This window comes from Nocardioides sp. CF8, from assembly GCF_000389985.1.
Taxonomy (GTDB): domain Bacteria; phylum Actinomycetota; class Actinomycetes; order Propionibacteriales; family Nocardioidaceae; genus Nocardioides; species Nocardioides allogilvus.
This window is the reverse complement of the sequence record NZ_CM001852.1, coordinates 3,912,756-3,932,235: the sequence shown is the minus strand read 5'-3', so window position 1 is coordinate 3,932,235 and position 19,480 is coordinate 3,912,756. Positions and strand designations below refer to the sequence as shown.

General features: G+C 67.9%; 23 protein-coding genes and 1 pseudogene. 11 read left to right on the top strand and 13 right to left on the bottom strand.

The genetic code is table 11. From position 1 onward, the window contains the following. Nucleotides 1–186: 186 nt before the first annotated feature. The 3 genes from CF8_RS19135 to CF8_RS19125 are packed head-to-tail and all read right to left on the bottom strand — an operon-like array spanning nt 187 to nt 2,761. Entirely contained in the window at nt 187–1,041 is an 855-nt protein-coding gene (locus CF8_RS19135; protein ID WP_010834745.1) for a sulfite exporter TauE/SafE family protein, read from the bottom strand. Then, a complete protein-coding gene (locus CF8_RS19130; protein ID WP_010834744.1) occupies nt 1,041–2,441 on the bottom strand; it encodes an MBL fold metallo-hydrolase in 1,401 nt (466 codons plus the stop codon). Before CF8_RS19130 ends, CF8_RS19135 begins: the two co-directional genes overlap by 1 nt. Continuing rightward, nucleotides 2,438–2,761 (bottom strand): rhodanese-like domain-containing protein, encoded by a 324-nt coding sequence (locus CF8_RS19125; RefSeq protein WP_010834743.1) that lies wholly within the window; start codon nt 2,759–2,761, stop codon nt 2,438–2,440. The genes CF8_RS19130 and CF8_RS19125 overlap by 4 nt, the downstream gene beginning before the upstream one ends. Nucleotides 2,762–2,879: 118 nt before the next feature. Here CF8_RS19125 and trxA point away from each other — a divergent pair, with 118 nt between their 5' ends. The 4 genes from trxA to CF8_RS19105 all read left to right on the top strand — a co-directional run bounded on the left by trxA (nt 2,880) and on the right by CF8_RS19105 (nt 4,323). Beyond that, nucleotides 2,880–3,245, top strand: a complete 366-nt coding sequence (gene trxA, locus CF8_RS19120) for a thioredoxin (RefSeq protein WP_010834742.1) — start codon at nt 2,880–2,882, stop codon at nt 3,243–3,245. Then, on the top strand, nt 3,245–3,646 hold the full coding sequence (locus CF8_RS19115; RefSeq protein ID WP_010834741.1) for a DUF302 domain-containing protein: 402 nt from the start codon (nt 3,245–3,247) through the stop codon (nt 3,644–3,646). The genes trxA and CF8_RS19115 overlap by 1 nt, the downstream gene beginning before the upstream one ends. After that, nucleotides 3,646–3,909, top strand: coding sequence for a metal-sensitive transcriptional regulator (locus CF8_RS19110; protein ID WP_010834740.1), 264 nt, complete (start codon nt 3,646–3,648; stop codon nt 3,907–3,909). The genes CF8_RS19115 and CF8_RS19110 overlap by 1 nt, the downstream gene beginning before the upstream one ends. An 81-nt stretch (nt 3,910–3,990) precedes the next feature. Continuing rightward, nucleotides 3,991–4,323: a DF family (seleno)protein gene (locus CF8_RS19105; RefSeq protein WP_010834739.1), complete on the top strand. Its 333-nt coding sequence runs from the start codon at nt 3,991–3,993 to the stop codon at nt 4,321–4,323. On the opposite strand, the gene CF8_RS19100 is transcribed toward CF8_RS19105, so the two are convergent. Continuing rightward, on the bottom strand, nt 4,307–4,723 hold the full coding sequence (locus CF8_RS19100) for an ArsR/SmtB family transcription factor (RefSeq protein WP_010834738.1): 417 nt from the start codon (nt 4,721–4,723) through the stop codon (nt 4,307–4,309). The two genes, CF8_RS19105 and CF8_RS19100, sit on opposite strands and share 17 nt — an antisense overlap. 98 nt (nt 4,724–4,821) lie before the next feature. Between CF8_RS19100 and CF8_RS21250 the strand changes: the two genes are divergently transcribed. Then, the gene (locus tag CF8_RS21250; RefSeq protein WP_051204271.1) at nt 4,822–5,931 is read left to right on the top strand and encodes a HupE/UreJ family protein; all 1,110 of its coding nucleotides are present in this window, start codon (nt 4,822–4,824) and stop codon (nt 5,929–5,931) included. A gap of 142 nt (nt 5,932–6,073) precedes the next feature. Here CF8_RS21250 and CF8_RS23355 read toward each other — a convergent pair whose 3' ends face one another. Further along, entirely contained in the window at nt 6,074–6,232 is a 159-nt protein-coding gene (locus CF8_RS23355; protein ID WP_232211658.1) for a hypothetical protein, read from the bottom strand. Here CF8_RS23355 and CF8_RS23710 point away from each other — a divergent pair. From CF8_RS23710 to CF8_RS19085, 3 genes and pseudogenes are all read left to right on the top strand, one after another. Further along, nucleotides 6,195–6,431, top strand: a pseudogene (locus CF8_RS23710) (cation diffusion facilitator family transporter); the annotation flags it as partial. The gene CF8_RS23355 and the pseudogene CF8_RS23710 sit on opposite strands and share 38 nt — an antisense overlap. A 55-nt stretch (nt 6,432–6,486) precedes the next feature. Continuing rightward, nucleotides 6,487–7,014 carry a cation diffusion facilitator family transporter gene (locus tag CF8_RS23540; RefSeq protein WP_269634797.1) on the top strand — a complete coding sequence of 176 codons (528 nt, stop codon included), beginning with the start codon at nt 6,487–6,489 and terminating at the stop codon, nt 7,012–7,014. A 208-nt stretch (nt 7,015–7,222) separates the two neighbouring features. Then, nucleotides 7,223–8,377, top strand: coding sequence for a hypothetical protein (locus tag CF8_RS19085; RefSeq protein ID WP_010834734.1), 1,155 nt, complete (start codon nt 7,223–7,225; stop codon nt 8,375–8,377). A gap of 99 nt (nt 8,378–8,476) precedes the next feature. Here the strand turns inward: CF8_RS19085 and CF8_RS21665 are convergent, their stop codons facing one another. The 8 genes from CF8_RS21665 to CF8_RS19055 all read right to left on the bottom strand — a co-directional run bounded on the left by CF8_RS21665 (nt 8,477) and on the right by CF8_RS19055 (nt 16,650). After that, entirely contained in the window at nt 8,477–9,067 is a 591-nt protein-coding gene (locus CF8_RS21665) for a hypothetical protein (RefSeq protein ID WP_010834733.1), read from the bottom strand. Between the two features lie 53 nt (nt 9,068–9,120). Continuing rightward, nucleotides 9,121–9,855 carry a hypothetical protein gene (locus CF8_RS19080; RefSeq protein ID WP_010834732.1) on the bottom strand — a complete coding sequence of 245 codons (735 nt, stop codon included), beginning with the start codon at nt 9,853–9,855 and terminating at the stop codon, nt 9,121–9,123. 16 nt (nt 9,856–9,871) lie between these two features. Then, nucleotides 9,872–10,582 carry a helix-turn-helix domain-containing protein gene (locus CF8_RS19075; protein ID WP_010834731.1) on the bottom strand — a complete coding sequence of 237 codons (711 nt, stop codon included), beginning with the start codon at nt 10,580–10,582 and terminating at the stop codon, nt 9,872–9,874. A 6-nt stretch (nt 10,583–10,588) separates the two neighbouring features. Next, nucleotides 10,589–11,287: a hypothetical protein gene (locus CF8_RS19070; RefSeq protein ID WP_036491506.1), complete on the bottom strand. Its 699-nt coding sequence runs from the start codon at nt 11,285–11,287 to the stop codon at nt 10,589–10,591. A 15-nt stretch (nt 11,288–11,302) separates the two neighbouring features. After that, the gene (locus tag CF8_RS19065; protein ID WP_232211534.1) at nt 11,303–12,757 is read right to left on the bottom strand and encodes a type IV secretory system conjugative DNA transfer family protein; all 1,455 of its coding nucleotides are present in this window, start codon (nt 12,755–12,757) and stop codon (nt 11,303–11,305) included. Between the two features lie 63 nt (nt 12,758–12,820). After that, a complete protein-coding gene (locus CF8_RS23350; protein WP_232211533.1) occupies nt 12,821–13,243 on the bottom strand; it encodes a hypothetical protein in 423 nt (140 codons plus the stop codon). Nucleotides 13,244–13,305: 62 nt separating this feature from the next. After that, a complete protein-coding gene (locus CF8_RS23345; protein WP_010834727.1) occupies nt 13,306–13,902 on the bottom strand; it encodes an ATP-binding protein in 597 nt (198 codons plus the stop codon). Nucleotides 13,903–13,995: 93 nt separating this feature from the next. Next, the gene (locus tag CF8_RS19055; RefSeq protein WP_010834726.1) at nt 13,996–16,650 is read right to left on the bottom strand and encodes an endonuclease/exonuclease/phosphatase family protein; all 2,655 of its coding nucleotides are present in this window, start codon (nt 16,648–16,650) and stop codon (nt 13,996–13,998) included. 249 nt (nt 16,651–16,899) lie between these two features. Here CF8_RS19055 and CF8_RS19050 point away from each other — a divergent pair, with 249 nt between their 5' ends. The 3 genes from CF8_RS19050 to CF8_RS22685 form a co-directional block, all read left to right on the top strand. Next, nucleotides 16,900–18,000 (top strand): tyrosine-type recombinase/integrase, encoded by a 1,101-nt coding sequence (locus CF8_RS19050; protein WP_010834725.1) that lies wholly within the window; start codon nt 16,900–16,902, stop codon nt 17,998–18,000. A gap of 4 nt (nt 18,001–18,004) precedes the next feature. Continuing rightward, entirely contained in the window at nt 18,005–18,373 is a 369-nt protein-coding gene (locus tag CF8_RS19045; protein ID WP_010834724.1) for a helix-turn-helix domain-containing protein, read from the top strand. A 485-nt stretch (nt 18,374–18,858) separates the two neighbouring features. After that, on the top strand, nt 18,859–19,480 hold a 622-nt coding region (locus CF8_RS22685; protein WP_198016884.1), incomplete at its 3' end, for a hypothetical protein.

Below are 19,480 nucleotides of genomic sequence, written 5' to 3'. Positions count from 1 at the left end.
CACGGCGACGCCGAGCCGGCCCAGGGGGCCGGGCCGGTAGCCGATCTGGGGGTCAATGGTGGGTGGGGCGGGATGACGGGTGGCCGTGGGGGTCATGGCGTTCTCTTCCGTGGGTCGTGGCCGGAGGGCCGTGGCGGGATCTCGGGATCGGCCGGATTGGGTCAGACGAAGGCGGGCAGGTGTGGGTCAGACGAGGGCGGGTAGGGCCCGGGCCGCGGTGTAGACGGCGACGGCGAGCACGAGGACGGTGAAGGCGGCCGAGAGGCGGTTGGTGTCGATCCGGTCGGCCAGCCTGGCGCCGAGGAAACCGCCGAGTGCAGAGACCGCGGTGAGCGCCAGCACCAGACCCCAGTCGGGAGCGGAACCCACACCGGCCCGGACGGCGAGCGCGGCGGCGCTGGTCAGCGCGATGACCACCAGCGAGGTGCCGGTGGCGTACTCCATAGGCAGCGCGAGGGCGAGCAGCAGCGCGGGGACGACGAGGAACCCGCCGCCTACCCCGAGGAAGCCGGTGAGCAGCCCGACGACGGTGGCGGTGACCAGCACCTTCAGTGCCCGCGGGCACTGGCATGTGAAGGTCGGGCTGAACGTGATGATCGGGTCGTCCAGCGTCGGACGCGGCACGCGAGGAAACTCGCTGCCGTCATCGCTTCCCTGGTCGCCCGCTGGGCGGTGGGCGCGGACCTGGCGCACGGCCATCATCCCTCCGACCACCAGCATCAGCACCGCGAACGCGGCGAGCAGCACCGCCTCCGAGACCAGTACGGAGGCCTTGGCGCCGACCGCTGCGCCCCCGATCGCCACCAGACCGAACGTGAGCCCGCGCCCGAGCAGGACGTTGCCGGCACGGTGTGCGGTGACCGCGCCGATCAGCGCCGTGACACCCACGACCACCAGCGACCCCGTCGTGGCCTGGACCGGGCTCTGCCCCAGGGCATAGACCAGCACCGGGACCGCCAGGATCGAGCCGCCGCCGCCAAGCGCACCCATACTGAGCCCGATCAGTCCGCCGGCGGCGACCGCGAGAAGCAGATCGAGCATCAGGCGTCGGGGCCGACCAGGTGCAGGCCGACCTTCTCGGCGTTCTCGAAGGAGTCGTCGACGGCCACAGGAGTACGGCCCGATGCGTCGATCAGTGAGGCGGCGATCGATGCGCGGTAGCCGGTGGCGCAGTGCACCCAGACTTCGCCGGCCGGAACGTCCGCGACCCGGCCGGGCAGCTCGTGGATAGGGATGTTGTGCGCGCCGTTGATGCGGGTGGAGCGGTACTCGTCCTCGCGGCGCACGTCGAGGATGACGACCTCGCGGTGGTGGCGTACCTGCTCGAGGTCGGCGAACGTTGCGGTTGGGAAGCTCGCCAGTTCACCGTCGGCCCAGTCCTTGGGTCCGCCGGTGGCGTGGGCGGCCGGGCGGTCGATCCCGATCCGGACCAGCTCACGCTGGGCTTCTGCGACATCGTCGGAGGTCTCGCCGAGCAGGGTCACCGGGGTGCCCCAGCTGATCAGCCAGCCGAGATATGTGGCGAAGCTGCCGTCGATGCCGAAGTTGAGGGTGCCCGGTGCGTGCCCGGCCGCGAAAGCGGTCCGGTTGCGCAGATCGACCACCCATTCACCGGCCACGATCCGGCGACGCAGCTCGTGTCCGTCCGCCGTCGTCGGCGGGGACAGGTCGGGCTCGGAGGGCCCGTCAGCGTTGGCGGGGGCCATGTGCACGTAGTACGCCGGCCACGCACCCAGGCCTTCGAGGAGCTCGCGAACGTAGGTCTCCTCGTCTTGGCTCAGGACCGGGTTGGACCCCATCTCCTGGCCGATCGTGGACTCGGTCGCCTCCGACTGCGTCGCCGCACAGAACGACCCGAAGCCGTGCGTCGGGAAGACGCCTGCGGCATCGGGGAGCAGGCCTGCCAGCTTGTGCGCGGACGCGTGCTGCTGGCGGGCCAGATCGTGCGTGTGCTGCTCGCCCAGCAGGTCGGGCCGCCCGGTGGCCCCGAACAGCAACGAGCCGCCGGAGAACACCCCCACCGAGGCATCCACCCCAGCGGCGACATGTTCGGGGGATGTGTCGGTGAGTGCGTAGGAGAGGTGGGTGAAGGTGTGGCCCGGGGTGGAGATCGCGGTCATCCGCATCCGAGATCCGATCTCGACGGTGTCGCCGTCGCGGATCGGGGTTCGCTCGAAGGCGACCTCGTCGTCGGCGTTGACGTGGTAGGACGCGCCGGTGTGCTGGGCGAGCGCGAGTCCGCCGGTGAGGTAGTCGTTGTGCAGGTGGGTCTCGAAGACGTCGGTCAACCGGACCGCGCCCTCGTCCAGGATCGCCAGGACCCGGTCGATGTCACGCTGAGGGTCGACCACGAAGGCTTGCTCGCCGTCGTGGACGACATAGCTGCGATCCCCCAGGGTCGGGGTCTCGATGGGGATGATGGTCAGGTCGGTCGTGGTCATGCCAGTCCTCCTTCAAGGGGGCGGCCCGAGCGGGCCCAGGCGCCGGTGCCGCCAGCCACGGAGACGGCGTCGAAGCCGGCGCTGCGCAGCAGGTCGGTCATCGAGCTGCTCCGATTGCCCGAGGCGCAGATGACGAACACGGGGGAGGTCTTGTCGATCTCGCCCATCCGGTTCGCGAGCTGGCCCATCGGGATCGGCACCGCGCCGGGCACGTGGCCGGCGACGTACTCGTCGGGCTCACGCACGTCGACGAGGAGGCCGCGCTCATGTGTCGCGGCAAGCTCCTCGACGTCGATCTCGGGAGTCGTGGTCTCACTCATGCAGTGGCGTCCTTCCGCTGCCTAGCAGACTGCTTGGCAATACCGGTGGGGGTATGTACGATGGAGACCATAACACCCCCTGGGGTATCGTCAAGTTCACGAGGAAGGGAGCCGCTTCATGGCCACCATCGAGCTGAATGCGGAGAACTTCGAACGCATCATCACCGAGAACGACATCGTTCTCGTCGACTTCTGGGCGTCCTGGTGCGGTCCGTGCATCCAGTTCGCGCCCGTCTACGAGCAGGCGTCGATGCACCACCTGGACGTGGTCTTCGGCAAGGTCGACACCGAGGCCGAGCAGTCCCTCGCCGCCGCCGCTCAGATCACGTCGATCCCGACCTTGATGGCCTTCAAGGACGGTTCTCTGGTCTTCTCGCAGCCGGGCGCGCTGCCGGCCGCCGCGCTGGAGCAGGTCATCACCGCTGTGCACGAGTTCGACATCGAGCAGATCCGCACCGACAACGACCACCCGAGGAGCGCCTGATGAGCACGTACACCATCACCACGACCCTGAGCCAGCCCTACGGCGCCGCGGTCGAGGCAGTCCGTGCCGCGCTCGGCGACCAAGGCTTCGGGGTGCTCACCGAGATCGACCTCAAAGCGACGCTGAAGCAAAAACTCGACGTCGACATCGAGCCCCAGATCATCCTCGGCGCCTGCCGACCGCCGCTGGCATACGAGGCGATCCAGGCCGAACCGTCGATCGCTACCGTGCTGCCCTGCAACGTCGTCGTCCGGTCCGTGGACGCGACTACCACGATGGTGGAGGCCTTCGACCCCGACGCGATGATGGGACTCGCGGACAATACGGCCCTGCACACCATCGCCGCCGACGCCAAGCAACGACTGAACGCGGCATTCGCCGCCCTGAACGAGGAGAACTGATGGAACTCGTCCCCGCCGAGATGACCCCAGTCATCAACCGCATCAAACGCGCCCAAGGCCAGCTGGCCGGCGTACTCAGGATGCTCGAGGAGGGTCGCGAGTGCGAAGACGTCGTCACCCAGCTCGCAGCAGTATCCCGGGCCCTGGACCGGGCCGGCTTCGCAATCGTGGCCACCGGTCTCCAGCACTGCCTCACCAACGGCGACGGCATCGACAGCGTCGACGTCAAGAAGATGGAGAAACTCTTCCTCTCCCTGGCATGAACCGACTCGCTACCTGGTGGAATCTGCGGGCGCACGTCCCCTTGGTCTCGCCGCTGCAATCGAGCTACAGGAGAGATGCCCATGAAGGTCGAATTGCTCTACTTCGACGGCTGTCCCAACTGGAAAGAGGCGGAAGTCGTCCTGCAGCAAGCATTGGATCTCACGCTGCATGACGACGTGGAGGTTGATCTGATCAGGGTCGACACGCAGGAACAGGCCGAGGCGCGTGGCTTCGTCGGATCTCCGACGGTCCTCCTAGACGGCCGCGACCCCTTCGCCACCGGTGCCGAACAATTTGGGTTGGCCTGCCGCGTGTTCCGAACCGCCGACGGCCTCACCGGGTCTCCGAGCGTCGCCATGCTCATGGACGCCTTGGGCGGACCGGCCCCAGCCGCCTTCACTCGCCGGACCTAACGGGTACAGGCGCCCTGACGGCGGCTCTAGGTCCTGACGTTCGGTGGGTGGTCGACTCCCGCTCCACCACGCCCAACCGAACGTGCTCGGCGTGCGAGAGGGCCTGCTCGATGAGCTCGCCGATGTGGTTGTCGTAGAGCCGGTATTCGATGTTTCGCCCCTGACGCTCGGCGGTGACGAACCCGAGGTCGCGCAGTAGTCGCAGCTGATGGGAAACAGCCGACTGTTCCATGGCGAGCGACTCGGTGAGCCGGCCCACGGTGGCGGGGCCTGCCTGCAGGGTCGCCAAGATGCGCAACCGACCGGGGTTGGCCAATGCGTGAAGGGTCGACGCGACTGACACGGCAGCCTCGGCATCGAGATCGGGCGCTAGGCGATGACGCGTCGGTTGGTGGGCCACCGTGGCAGCCTAGTCGCGAATACATGACAACATCATCATATGTTCTACGCTATCGGGGTATAGCTGCCCCGATCCGACGACCCCACTCGAGGACTCCCGTGACATTCCAGGCCGAGCGCCGTCCCGCTCCCGCACGCTCGTCACTGCCGCGCGCGGGCACTGTCGTGGTGACCACCGTGGCGCTCATCCTGCTGGTCGCCGGGCCTGCCGCCGCCCACGGGATCGGTGGCGACGCGGCCACCGCCAGCATCCCGGGGTTTGTCGGGATCGGCATCGAGCACATGCTGTTGGGTTGGGACCATTTGCTCTTCGTGGCCGGGATCGTGCTGCTGGCCGGCGGCGCGCGTCGTGGCGCCAAGGTCATCAGTGCATTCGTCGTGGGCCATAGCCTGACCCTCATCACCGCCACCCTGGCCGGGTGGCAGGTCAACGCCACCCTGGTCGACGTCGTCATCGTCTTGTCGGTCGCGTTCGTCGGCGGGTACGGCATGTTCGGCCGGCCGCGTCGGTGGGACATCTTCACCGCCATCGTGTTCGGCTTCGGCCTCGTCCACGGTCTAGGCCTGTCCACCCGCTTCCAGGGCATCGGTGTCGCCGACGAGGACATGGTGTGGCGGCTCCTCGCGTTCAACATCGGAATCGAGGTCGGGCAGCTCACGGCCATCGTCGGCTTCCTCGGACTTGCCGCCGTGGTCTCGCTGGCGGTCAAGCGGACGCATGAGGCGGCACTGACCAAAGTCGTGTTCGTCGCCCTCTTCGCCGTCGGCTCGATGGTCGCACCGTTCCTCGCCCTTGACGAGTTCCGATCCGTCGATGGTGACGTAAGCATGGTGGCGCTGCCCGACGACAGCGGGTGCGCCGTGGACGAGCGGACCCAGACGTTCCCCGCCGCCGGTGGTGGCCACACCGACAAGACCTTCTACGAGCCCGGCGAGTCCGTCCCGGTGGAGAACTTCGGCCACTCCCTGGCCGATGGCTACATCGTGGTCCTCTACCCCGATGACCTCGCCGATCAGGACCTCGACCGGTTGCGCGAGTTCGTCACCGAGTCCGAGCCGGCCGCGCTGCTCGCCGGCACCCGCGACGACGACAACCCCCAGGTGTCCGTCGTGACCCAAGACCAGCAGATGACCTGCGAGACGGTCCATGTCGGCGCCCTGCGGATATTCAGCCGGGCATGGCTCGAGTCGATCGGCTACGACGCCTGACCCACTCTCCCTGCCTCTTGAGAGAAGCCGACATGAGCCAGTCAGACCACGAACACCCCGGTCACGGACACTCTGAGGACGATCCTCGCCAGGAGCACGCTCACCGTGGTCTGCGCGGGGTGCTGACCGAGCTGTTCAGGCCTCACAGCCACGACGTCGCGGACTCCGTCGACCCTGCGCTCGAAGCCAGCGTCGAGGGCATCCGCGCAGTGAAGATCAGCTTGGTTGCGCTCCTGGTCACGGCCGTTGCCCAGGCGGCGGTCGTGGTCATCACGGGCTCGGTGGCCTTGCTGGCCGACACGATCCACAACTTCTCCGACGCCCTGACTGCCGTACCGTTGTGGATCGCCTTCGCACTCGGAAGCCTTCGACCGAACGCCACCTACACCTACGGCTACGGCCGCGCCGAGGACCTCGCCGGAGTGTTCATCGTGCTCATGATCGCCATATCCGCCGTTGTCGCCGGCTATGAGTCCGTACGTCGCCTGGTCGACCCCGCTGAGCTCACCTACCCCTGGGTCGTCGTAGCAGCCGGGCTGGTCGGTTTTGCGGGCAATGAATCTGGTCGCTGTCTACCGGATCCGGATCGGCCGACGCATCGGCTCGGCCGCGTTGGTGGCCGACGGTCTTCACACCCGCACCGACGGGGTCACTTCGCTGGCCGTTGTGCTTGGCGCCGTGGGCGTGATGGCTGGTTTCCCCCTTGCAGACCCGCTCGTCGGGCTGGCCATCACGGTCGCCATCCTGCTCGTGCTGCGCAGCGCGGGATGCGACATCTACGGCCGCCTGATGGACGCCGTCGACCCGGCGCTCACCACGCTAGCGACCGAGGTCGTCAAGGCCACTGATGGGGTGCTCGACGCCCAGTATTTGCGACTGCGCTGGATCGGCCACCGCATCAGCGCCGAGGCCGGCATTCTGGTCGACGCTGACCTCAACCTCGACACGGCGCACAACATCGCACACGACGTCGAGAACCGGCTCTTCAATGACATCCCAATGTTGTCAGGCGCCACCATCCATGTCAGCCCGTTGCCACCGGTATGCCGCGGCAAGAGCAACCGCACCGTCCACGTCGGGTGAGTCGACCTGTCCGAGAGGGGAACCGCAACCGACGAACACGCAGACAAGGGAGGACGTTCGCAGCCGCGGAGCGACCTTCGTTCCGTATGGGCCGTTCGGAACGATTCCCGGGAACGGGCCCTATCCGGATGAGTCGGGACACCACCCGCCTTGGCTCATGCCTTGGTGGGAGGCGCACGGGATCTGCTTGCCCGTAGCGTGATCAACCGTGACCGCCTTCTCCTACGCGCCCTCAAGCCGTCAGATCATTGCCTCGTGGCGCATCGGCGCTCCCCGGCGGGCAGAGCCGGTCGCGGACGTCCCGGACTCCTGCGACGACGAAGGCGCCGACCTGATCGTCGCAGCGCTCAGCGACCTGTCCGAGGCCGCCTGGAGAACCTATTCCGACATCGATGAGTCCGCTGACCCGGACGAGACCAATACCGAGCAGTGGCACCTCAGAGAAGAGCGTGATGACTTCGACAGGGCCCGCGCACTAACGATCGAGCCGGGCGAGCGGGACAGATGGCCGTACTCTCCGGTCCTAAGCGCAGCCAAACGGCTCGGACACGTTCTGGACGAAGTCGGCGACTCCAGACTGCGCATCCAGATTGCCCGTGCCGTCGACCGCGAGCTCGACGCCGTCCTCGCGGCCGACATGGGCGACTTCGCCGCACTGGCACAACAAGCCGTCACGCTGTCACGGCTCTCCGCCTCCCCCGTCCAGATCCAGGCTGCTTGGGCGATCTTGGAGCGCGACCTCCTGGGAGCGCACGACATCCAGGAAGGCTCCGTGGATCCGACCGCTGCCTGCGTCGCGACGACCGTGTGGCTGCGCGCCGCCGCGATCGTTGCGACCGCGACGGACCCCGACGACGCGAACCCGGACCGATGGACACGGGCAGTCGCGCGAGCCGACGACATTGACGCGATGCCCATCGACACCATCGCTGCCGTCTTCGGCTCGCTGGCCGACGGCCTCGGTTCAAGTGCGACCGTGGAACGTCTCGTCGGCAACGCGCACCGAGTCGCGACCGGGCAGATGCCGGACCTCGACGGCCTGCGAGACCGGCTCCGCGGTCTCGACGATCTCGCCGAGAGGGTCGACCCGCAGGCGATGAGCAGGATCCTCGACGAGGTCCGTGTCTGCGCGCTAGACCCGCTACGCCCAGCCCCGTCGCTACTCGACGACTTGCACACGGCGATCCTGGGCTGCTTCCTGCTGTGGCGCGCCGAGGTCCTGGTCGAGGACCTTTCCGTCGAGGACAGCGGAGACGACGAGGACCTTGAAGAGATCGACCCGGACGACGACCCGCGCCTGCGTGAGGCCTTCGGCGCAGCAGTGGCGGCAGTCGCGGTGCAGACAGACCGGATGAGTCTCTGAGTTCAGCACCCCGACCATGGCGACGATCGGACCGAGCCAGTCCTCCAGTGACCAGGAACAGTCCGAGGGGGTGGACGCCACGTACGCCCCGACGCTTGGTCACGGCTCGGGCGAGCACGTAACCCGCCGGCCACCGCAGTTCGTCAGGAAGCATGCTGAGCTAACCCCGCGCCGAGCGTGCCCAGGGGTAAGTGCGTTCAAAACAACGCCATCTGCGCCTCGTCGACCGATGCCAGGGCGCGGGCGATCCGCTCGTCGTCCCCAACCGTCAGCGACGGCCGCGCGCAGCGCGAGAGATCGCCGGTACATCGCTTCGCGGCCGAACATCCGACCCCGGTAGGCGCGCGGACCGCCACGGCCGTGCTGCGCGATCCGCGACAGGTTGGCAGCCTGGGTCGAGCCCTCGATGTGGTCCAGCAGCGTTCCATCGGCACGGACGCAGATCGGGTTGTCGCACACGACGTGCTCGACCACGGGAGGAAGGTCGATCGACGCGCCTTCGGCGAGTGCCCACGCGACCCGATGGGGTCGCAGAACACGTTGCCGACCGTCCCTCGAGACCCAGAAGCGCCCGTAGCCGTCGTCACCGATTGCTGCGCCGTCGCGGGCCCACAACCAGCAGTCGGTCTCACCGGGTCCTTTCACGACGCGCGACCAGAACCGGTCGATCTCGTCCGCCGTCAGGTGCATGAGGTCAACGTAGATGCCGGCACCGACAGTTCAGTGCGGTCTTGGCCGAGTGCTCAGCGACCGAAACTCGGGTCGGTGCTTTTGAGCGTGAAGAGTCCTTCGTCCGGTGCGGTCGATGGCGCGGGCGCAGTGGCCGCGGCCCGGAGCGAGCCGGCCTGCATCGCGGCGGCCTGGGTCGGCGCGGCAGGTGCCGATGGTTGGTGGTCGAGAAGTTCGAGGAGGTCCACTGGTTCGTCATCGACGGTGAGTGGAAGAGCACGGGCGATCGCCGCCTTTTGACGGTCCCATACGTCGCGCAGTGCGACGAGGTGCCTGCCGTAGGTGTCGTCCCACTCGGCCTGAACTACCTGGTGCTCTTCGTCGGAGTCGAAGCGTCGGCGGTGCGGCCAGCCGCCGCGTTCATCGCTGAACTCGCTCCAGCTACGGGTCTCGTCGCGCTCGGTGCGCCGCAGTGCGTCAAGTTCGGTGCGCAACTCCTTCGGCAGGCTCGCGCCGTACGCCGCGGCCTCTGCCCAGGTCACCTTCAACACGACCTTCGGCCTGATCCGACGCCACGCCTGCGCGGTGTTTGTGGCGCCGTCGTCGCCCGCCGCCCGTAGTGCTGCGGAGAACTCGGAGTGATCTTCGAGCCAGACGGCCTTGCGGTTGTAGTTGATCCAGCAGCCCTCCTGAGGCGCCGAGCAGCCGCCTTCCAGCGTCCCGCGATCACGGAGGCGATCGAGGAGGGCGTCCGCCGCCATCCCGGCGCCCAGCGTGCCCAACAGTTGCTGCTGGTCCCGGTTCCGCATCCCGTTCGTGCCTGCCCTACCTGGCGGGTGCGGCCGAGATAGCGACCCGCTGGCTGACGTCGTCGTGGTGGCGACGTGCTGTGTCGTTGCGGGCCCGGTCGAGGGCCGCCAGTTGAAGCGTCGTGCTGCGGCCGTCCGCCGTGGCGGTGGGGTCCTCTTCCGGGACGCTGATCGGCTCCGCGAAGTGCTCGTCGAGCTGGGCGACTACGCGGGTGGACACCGCGTTCAGCCGTGGGTTGTTCGCGACCTTGTTCTGGGCGTACATGACGCTGGTGTGGTCTTTCCCGAACGCCGACGCGATCGCCGGCAGGGTCAGGCCGCTGCGTCGTGCCGCGGTCATGGCCACGGCCCGGGCGTCGGTCACCGCGCGGTGGCGGTCGGCGCTCAGGACAGCGTCGCGGGTGGTGCCGAACGACTGTGCGGCCGCGGCGATCGCGATCGCGCAAAGGCCGTCGGGGCCGATGTCGGCCACCTCGCGGTTGGCGTTCTCGGTGGCGCCGACGCTGGCGTTGACTTGGGTGGCCAGTGCGAGCGCTCGCAGCTGTTCGGCGCTCATCTGCTTGAGCATGCCCTCGACGGCGGACTGGTTCCCATTGGCGACCAGGGCGGCGAACGCGGCAGCCTGTTTTGCGGTGAGTTCACTGTCCGGCGTCACCGCCGCCTCGGTCTGGTTCTGTTGGTCGTCGACGAGCCGGAGTCGTCGGCTGCTGGTCTCTGGAGTGGCCATGCGTCGTTACCACCTCTCGTGAAGGTCGTCGTGGTCGGGATTGTTCTCATTGGGCTCGGTGGTGACCGCGGCCAGTTCTCCGGCACGGTCGACGTCGTCGCGGTAGCGCTGCTTGCGGCCGCGACGCAGCCGGGTGGAGGCGTGGGTCTCGTCCCGCTCGTGGCGGGGCCGGGGCTGGTGCTTGCCCGGCTGGCAGCCGTCGCCGAGCCGGTCGCGCAGCCGCTCGAGGAAGCCCGGCAGCCCGTAGCGGTGCCAGTCCTCCAGCACCGCGGGGGTGACGGCGAAGCTGGTGTAGTAGCGGCTGCAGGCCAGCACCGCGAGGTCGTGCACCACGTGTGGGTGCGCTGGCCAACACTCCGGGATGCCGGGGCGGGTCACGTTCCATAGGTGCTGCTCGTTGACCCACATCGCGACCAGGTCCAGCCACGCCCATAGCTCGGAACGCATCTGGCCGGTGCAGGTGGCGGGGTCCCATGGCCGCGGCATCTGCGCGAGCTCGCGCAGTTCGTCCTCGTCGGCCGGTGGCTCGACCGTGGCTTGCTGCAGCTGCTCCATTGCGGTGCGGATCGTCGGCCCGGGCTCGGGGAATGGGTGCACCATCAGCCCGACCAGCGACATCATCTGGGTGCCGTTCGGTGCAACGGTCCCGCCCGCTGCGCGGGAGGCGAGTTGAGAGGGGTGTGTGGTGATCTCACGGGTTGTCATCGGTTGCTCCTGGTTCTACTTCGGCATCCCGAGCCGCTGCTGGGTCCGGGAGATCGTCTCGGTCGGCGCCGTGGTTTCGGCATCCATTGGGTGGGTGGGTCTCAGGGCCTCGTGGTCGCCGCGCGCCGCGAGTCGGGCACGCTTCTGTGCGGCCAGGAGTTCCTTGCCGCGCTTGCCGTCGATGCACCGGTGCAGGCTCGCGATGATTGGGTCGTAGGTCTCGGCCAGCACCAGGGCCTTGCGCTGCTCGATGCGGCGCAGCTCGGCAGGCTCGAGGATCGGCACCCTGCGCTGGTCGAAGGAGCGGTCCATTACGCCGAACCATTCGCGGCCACGTGAGGAGTACCGGGTCTCGGTGTGGGTGGTCGACCCGATCAGGTCGGAGAGCTCTTGGTAGAAGCGGATGTCCTTGCCACCACCGAAGACCACCAGGTTGTTCGACAGCCCGTAGATGGTGCGGGCCTCGTCCTCGCCATAGCAGACCACGAACTGCCGCCACGTCTGCGCGGCGAGGATGAAGGAGAGGCCCAGCGCACGCTCGTTGGCCATCCGGGTCGACAGGGTCGGGATCGGCGCGGTCGAGGGCAACTCGTCCAAGCAGGCCAGGAACGGCGGACACAGTCGGCCGTAGGGGGAGGTCTCCCCCAACTGCTTGGCCGTGTCCAGGATGTGCTCGGTGACTGCCGTCATCAGGGGCGACGCGCTGGCGTACGGGTCGTCGCGGCCCAGCAGGTAGATCGTGCCGCCGGCCTTGATCAGGGCCTCGATGTCGGTGGCCGGCCGTGTTGCGGAGGGGACGCAGCGCTCTCTGATCGAGCGTTGGAAGAACAGCGCCATGGACTGCTGGACTGTCGTGATCGTGTTTCCCGCCGTGCGTTCGTCGCCGTAGAGGGCGCCACGCAGCAGACCGTCCCACAGCGGCTCCGCGTCCGGGTGGGTACGCAGTATCTCTTCTGCCTGGGGGTACTCCCGCGGGCTGGAGACCCACATCAGCACTTCCTCCAGTCCGATGCCGGCGATCGCAGCGGCGTGGAAGTAGGCCTGCAGGACCTTCGCGCACTCTCCGGCGTAGAACCGGGCGGCCTGATCGGAGGACTGGGCGGTGGCCCCTTTGATGGTTCCGTTCGCAAACGCCTTCGCCCGCCGTTCGGCGAACATCGCGTCCTCGCAGCCCGCGATCGGGTCCCACACCAGTTCCGGGGTGCCCGGGGCGGCGTTGAACGGGTCGAGGACAGCGACCGGCCGGTCGCCGCGCTGCCGTGCCTCAAGGGTGAGGAACAGGTCCTCGGGCTTGGTCAGAGTCACCAGCGCTCCACCGGGGGCCTCGAGAAGGGCGGGCACCAGTAGGTCCAGGGTCTTGCCCGAGCCCTGGGGGCCGATGACGCAGGTAGTCCGGTCGAACGGCACCCACAACTCGGGGCCGCTGCGCCCGGCTCGGCCGAGCCGCCAGCCCACCTCCTGCGGGTTCACATGCTTGAGGCCAGTGACCATCGTGTGATTTCCCTTTCCCTTTCGCTGTCGGTTGGTGGAGGGCTATTTGCTGCCGCCGCGTCCGCGGCGCCCGGAGCGGGCGTACAGGTCCGGCCGGATCACTTCGGCGCTGTTGCGCAGTCGCGGCACGCCGAGCGCCTCCGCTGCCTGTGTCGGGGTGGCCAGGCCGTGCCGGGAATTGGCTCCGGTCAGCTCGCGCATCCACATGCCGACGACGACCGAGGCGCCGAGAGTCAGTACCTCGCCGACGACCGTGAGCACCCACATCACCGGGTCCTGCGGCAAGGCGTCGGCGGCGCCGCGTCGTAGGCCCGCACCGAAGTGACCGTGTAGCAGCCCGCCATAGGCGTCCAGGAAGTGCCCGTTCGGCAACGCGAAGTCGCCTGAGGTGGTCCAGGCGACGATGCCCTGGACGACCAGCGGAGTGCTCAGGAAGATGAAGAGCCCGGCAAGGAGCACGGCCACCTTGAACTCCTCCGCCGTCGGGGCGACGGTGGTGAACCGGTCGCGCCGAGAACGCTCCATGCTCATCGCGTCACCGCCGTCCAGCGACCGGCCGGCGCCTCCCAGCGGTGACACGGGAAGTCCATCGGCCCCCGCTGATCGGGAATGACCGCGATCGTGCCGTACCTCCAGTCCAGGCGACCCTGCCCATTGAGCACGCCGGCCTCGACGGGGTCCGCGGGGTCCGCGTGTGCGGGTCGGACCAGGCCCAGGCAGCGGGGGCCAGTGCCGAGCAGCGTCCGGCCGGCGAGGCTGTTGCCGCCGTGCGAGGTCAGGATCGTTGGGCTCGTTCCCAACGGCAGCCAGGAGAGTCGGTCGTCGCCGATCAAGTCCATGTCGTCGACCACGACCAGGCAAGTTCCCGGGCGGCAGCTGCGGCCGATCGCCTGCTCCAGCTGGTCTGGGTGCTCGGGCAAGTCGGGCAGGTCTGCCCATTCGCTGGGTGCTTCGGCGTATACGTGCGCATGCCGGGCGGTGTTCGCCAGCCACCAGCGGGTCAGGTAGCGCGCGGTCGTTGTCTTGCCTCGGCCGACGTCCCCGACCAACAGCAGCGGGCAGGCGCTGCGGGTGTCGAACCCGGCGGCCTGCCCGTCCAGTGTGGTGCCGATGCGTACGTCCATGCTTGGGAAAGGCAACCCACAGCGGCGGCGATCGGACACACGAGCGCGACCGATTTCGGGAACCCTGTTGCTGATCGCCTCATCGGCTGCGCGTCAGGCCGCCGCGGTGGGCATTCCGCCGAGGTCGAACACCTCTTGGGGCAAGGCCCAGGTCACTGAGCCACCAGGCGTGTGGACGTCGGCGAACCCGACGCAGCCGTAGACGCCGTTCGCGCTACAACCGTAGTCGTTGCCGAAGATCGTGCCGCCCCCGACGTAGATCGCCACGTGGCCAACGCCGTTGCCGGTGTTGTAGGACACCACGGCCCCCACGGGCGGCAAGGGGTCGAGCCCGGTTCCGTGGGACTGCGCCAGTCCGGCGTCGATGATGCCCTGGGCGACGTCCTCGCCGTCACCGTGTCCCCGGCCGACTCCGGGTCCTCCGTAGACGGCGTCAACCACCTTGGGACACTGGTTCTTGTAGGTGCACGGCGCGCCAGAGGTCCACGACAAGCTACACAGGCCGTTCGGTGTCTTCATCATGGCGTCGACGCGGGCCTTGAGCTCGGCTGAGAGTTCGGTGGCGAACGTAATCGTCGAGGTGGTGCAGCCGGTGTCGGCCACGTTCGTGATGTCGTCCCCGCTCGTGGCGGCAGCCGCTTGGCGGGCGACGTCGAGGTATTGGCGGTAGTCGGTCTTCTCGAAGGGGATCCAGTCGGCGAACTTGGCCTCCGCCGCGCCGGGCCGTGCGGAGTAGAGCGCGAACGCGTACTGCGCGTTTAGGAGGGGGTCGTAAATGTCGCCGGGCTGGTTCCAGCCGGGCACCTTGCCCTTGTGTGACTTGGCGATCTGCCACAGCCCGAAGTGGGTTCCGTTCCTCGCGCGCGGGTTCCATGTGGACTCCACGCGGGCGATGGCTACCGCGGTGACCAAGTCTTCCCCGCGGAAGCCTGCCTGGTGCGCGGCCGCGGCCGCGACGCCTGCATCGCTCACCGATCCGGGGCCAGTCGCGTTGGGCAGCAACATCGACACGTTGGTCACCGTGGTCGGGCACGGCGGGCACCCCTCGGGTCTCGAGCTTGACGGGGCTGAGGGTGCGGCGCCGTTCATGGCCATGCGGGTGAACAGGGCCGGGTGATCTGAGTGCACCGCGGCCGAGGCGATCTCCCACGTCTTCGCCACCGCCACCGGGGCTGCGTAGAAGTTGTAGATGACTCCGGAGTCCTTGGTGTGCCCGAAGCCGGCGGCTGCCATCCGGGTGGCTGCCGCGGCATGTCCATCGCCTTGGTGAGAGTTCATGTCGCCGCCCACGAACACCGGGCCGTAAGGCCGCAAGATGTCGGAGAGCTGGATCAGGTAGTCCATGCCGAGGTCGTATTGTTCGGCCCGGCTCATCGGCGGGTTTCCCCACTGCTGAGGGCTTTTGTACACGTTCGTCATGTGATGGGTGGCGATGACCGACACGACTGCGCCGTCGCCCCGACTGAACACCGCCCACGTGGCGTAGCGATCCCACAGAAACTGCTTGCCGTGGATGTAGCCCTGGTCGTTGTCGACGATCTTGATCCGGCCACCGGCTTGCCAGGTCCAGGTGTCGCTTCTCCACATGATGACGTTGTTGAGCGACTGGGAGGCCCCGCCCTCGGTGTTGTCCACCGCCGGCTCGCGGTATGCCCCGTAGCCCGGTCCCGCTGCTTCCATCTGAGGCAGGGGAACGTCGCCGACCTCGTTGAGTGTGATGAAGTCGGGGGTCGATGAGGCCAGGGCGCGGATCCCGGGGGTCGCGCCGGAACGCAGCTTGATGTTCGCGTTGGCGATCACGACCTCGCCGTGGACCGGCCCACCGGGTGTCGCGGTGATGTTGTCCGGCATCACCCCGAGCTCAGCGGTGGCCGCGGTGCGCTCAGGCGTCGGTGTCGTCAGCTGGGCGGTGGTGTGCACGAACGGGTGGTCGGTGTAGTGGTGTGCCTTGTCGTTGGTGCTCTGGTCGACGACTGTTCCGGAGAAGGTGACGGCGGGGCTGCCCATGATCCAGTCGATCTGCTCGTCGCTGGGGTTGGCGGTCGACCAGCCATCCGCCGAGGAGAGGAAGAGTTGCTTGAACCGAGCCCTGTCGTTCATGTCGCCCGTCAGGAGCAGGGGCGTGTTCGGCTCGGCTTCTTGCAGCTGCCGCAGGGCCTGCGATTCGGTTCGCATGGCGGCGTCTCGCATCGCATCGGTTCCTCCGACGGCGTCCGCCGGATGGTGGGTGTTGAGCACCCAGATGGACCCCAAGCCGCCCGTCGAGGTGAACCGCACCAGCGGGACCTGAATGATCGGACCGCCGTACCGGATCGAGACGTAGCGGACCTCGTCGACCTTCCACGCCCCGGGCTGATACGCGATGGCGTCGGCCGTGGATGACTTCCCTCGACGCTTGCCGGCCACGATCTCCCACGCGCCGCCGGTGGCCTTGAGGAACGCCTCAGCCTGCGGCGGCTCGAACTCCTGGAACCCGATGATCGAGGCCGCCGAGGAGCCGATCTTGGCCACCATGTTCGGCACCCGCTCGCCGTAGGGTCGCTCGCCGGGATGGGGGCTCTTCGCGTAGTGCGAGGCGCCCCGCCAGTTGAGCGTGCCGATCCCGAACGACCCACCCGCGCTCGGGGTCGCAGTGGTGGCGCAGGCAGCCCGGGCAGCCTCGATGCTCGCGTTCCCCATGCCCAGCACGAGCAGCATCAGTGGACAAATCAGCACCAGCGGCAGAGCGAGCAAGATGCCCTTCTTCACGACTACGACCTCCTCAGCCAGACGCCGAGCGCGAGCAAGGACGACGAGAACCGGCAGAAATCCAACGAACAGTCACGGGGCAATCTCCATCCGCTCAGGTTCGTTGACCTGATTCGCGGACGGGGTGGCCGTTTGGGCAGGTGACGCAATGTCGGCGCCAGTGGTGAACAAGTCTGAAGAAGTTTCACTGAGGCTGACGGTTTCGCTGTATCGTCGACGCATGGCTGCTCCTGATGAAGTCGATAGGTGATGGGTCTGATCGCGCTGCCGGGCGGCAGCGATCCGGATCCGGTACTGACAGGTGCGCACGCCGGCCCGGACTTCGAGCAGGAGATCGTTGACCAGTACGCGCTTGCGATGGCCGCGGCCGGGTTGAGTGATGGGCACATCCGCCGCACCAGGGCGATCGTGATCGAGTTCGCGCGGACGCTGACGGTGCCGCTTTGGGCCGCGACATGCGTGGACGCCGATGCGTTCCTCGCCGAGCAACGCCGTCTCGGTCACAGCGTGTCGACCCGGGCCGGTAAGGCGGGGGCGTTGGCCGGGTTCTACGACTTCGTCATCGCCCGCTACGAGGGCACGATCCGCAGGGCGACGGGCGTCCTGGTCGAGCAGCCGATCGACGAGTTCAACCGCCAGTCCGGTGCCTCGCTGGGCAAGGTCCGAGTGCCGCCCGCCGACGAGGAGGTCGACGCACTCTTCACGGCCTGGCGTGAGTCGGTCACCCAAGCCCGCAAGTACCTGCCCGCAGCGCGGGACTACTTCGCGGCCTCGCTGTGGCGCCGCGTTGGCCTGCGGATCAACGAGACCGTGAAGCTCGACATCCGCGACTGGCGTCCAGATCTCGGCAGCTACGGCAAGCTCCACGTCCGGTTCGGCAAGGGCTCCCAGGGCCGCGGACCCAAGCCACGACTGGTCCCCGCGATCAACGATGTCGACCAGTTGATGGACTGGTGGCTGGCCGAGGTCCGGCCGCAGTACGGGCCTGACTGGGCAGATCCCGATGCACCGCTGCTGCCGTCGGAGAGGTTCGACCGCGACCTCGGCCGCTGCGGCCGAGTCGGCGCCAACGCGTTGCGTCGCGGCCTCGCTATCCAGGTCGACCGGTCGCTGCCGGCGTGGTCGGTGGGACGGATGACCCCGCACGTGCTGCGGCACTACTGCGCGTCCTCGCTGTACGCCGCCGGCATGGACATCAAGGCCCTCCAGGAACTCCTCGGCCATCAATGGCTGGCGACCACCTCGGGCTACATCCACGTGCGAACCGAGTACATCGAGCAGGCATGGGACCAGGCCAACGAGCGCCTCGAAGAGCGTCTCGCCCCAAGGTTCGACGGAAGGAAGGGATGAGCTGATGCAGTGGAACCTGCGACTGCGCGCCGCTGAGCGAGGGATCTGGAAGTCGGCCGCGCTGCGGCGAATGCTTGCCGACGCCGGGCTCGAGATCTCTGCAGGGAAGATGTCGTCGTGGTGGGCCGGGAACCCGCCAACCCTGCGGCTGGAGGAGCTCGACGTGCTGTGCGCCGTTCTCGACTGCACGCCGAACGACCTGATGACCCCCGAACCCGACAAGGTCTGCGCTCGACGGCCCGACACATCCAAAACCGCCAACGGCAACGGTGAACCCAACCCGGCGGGTGACGGCAATGGCAATGGCGGCAGCTCTGCCAGTCCCGTGGTCACGCCGCGGCTCGGGAAGCTTCGGTCCCGGCCACCGCTGTAGCAACTTCCGCCTGTAAGGACGTCGGTCAGATCGTGCCCGCGCCCGGACCGAACGCAGCCCTGCGGCTGCCGCCCAAGTGCAATCGCTGCCAGCACAATCGAGTCGCCTGGACCAGTCCGCGCGTCGACCTCTGCTACGCGTGTCTGCCCGGCGGGCCCTTCAATCCACCGTCGTGTCGCACCTGCGGAAGCCAGCGCGACTACTTCAGCCAGGGGTTCTGCAGCCGATGCCATCCCCGTAGCCCCGAGCACATCGACTCCTGCAAGGGCTGCCTGAGCTGGGGCGTCTACCCACGACACAACTGGACCTGCTGGTCGTGCCGGTGGTGGCAGGGCCACTACCCGAAGGGAACCTGCGCGTTCTGCGGCCGCGACAGCCACGTCAGCGAGCAACGAGCATGTCGACTGTGCCTGGAGAACGCTCGACTCGACCAAGAGCCCGGTCGAGCTCCCGACCTGAGCGCTGCGAACCAGCACAGCCAGCAGTTGTTCTTCGCCAACATGGTCTTCAAGCGGCGCGTGACACCGCAACCCACGCATGTCACCTGGACCGGCAGGTGGTCCCAGAAGAACAAGAACCAACTGCTGTCCCCGCCGGCGACCCGGTTCGACGAGAACGCCTGGGAACAGCTGACGCTGTTCCACATCGACCCCGACCCCGAGGTCCTGCGCCAACGCATTTTGATCGAGGACAGCGAACTCACCCGCTACTGCGCAGCGATCGTGGCCGACCACGCACGGCGCTACGGCTGGAGCGTCCGGCAACGCAACGCGGTGATCCAGTCCCTCCGGATGCTCCAGACCCTCCGGCCCACGCCAACAGCGAAGATCCGGGCCAGCGACGTCGTCGCGATCCGCCGCTACGACGGCACGATCACCTCCACCCTCGACGTCCTCGCCGAGGCGGGTCTGCTGATCGAAGATGTCCCCACGAGGGTCGAGAAGTACTTCGCGGCCATGTTCATCGACTCCGGTGCCCTCTCGTCCAAGATGCGCCAGCACCTCGAACTGTGGCTGCAGATCATGCTTGGCGGCTCGCGCCAGGCACCGCGCCAGTTTCCGCGCGACCCCGCAACCGTCGAGCTCCAGATCCGCGGCCTCGCGCCCG